We start from the raw sequence: 246 nt of genomic DNA, 5'->3' as shown, positions 1-246 counted from the left end.
GGGTACGCAGGATGCGTTCTTCGCGATCGATCAGGTCGATGCGCTGGAGAAGAAGCTGACCGATGCGAAGGTCGACATCGAATTCCACCGCTATCTCGCGCATTACGCGTTCGCAAACGAAACGGCCGTCGGCCCCGGCCGCATCGGCGGCACGCAGTTCGATCCGGTGTGGTCGCAGATCGCGTGGGATCGCACGCTGACGTTCTTCGGGCGCACGCTCTGGGGCCAGCAGCAGTAATACCGCAG

The 246-nt window shown here is 63.0% G+C and carries 1 protein-coding gene; it reads left to right on the top strand.

Annotation, left to right across the window (positions count from 1 at the left end; all coding sequences use genetic code 11):
* Nucleotides 1-238: dienelactone hydrolase family protein (locus SB751_RS34030; protein WP_410749501.1), on the top strand; the 238-nt coding region annotated here is incomplete at its 5' end.
* Nucleotides 239-246 lie beyond the last annotated feature (8 nt).

It is taken from the genome of Cupriavidus sp. SIMBA_020, from assembly GCF_046535395.1.
In the GTDB taxonomy this organism is placed as follows: domain Bacteria; phylum Pseudomonadota; class Gammaproteobacteria; order Burkholderiales; family Burkholderiaceae; genus Cupriavidus; species Cupriavidus campinensis.
This window is presented reverse-complemented; position numbering and strand designations above follow the sequence as displayed.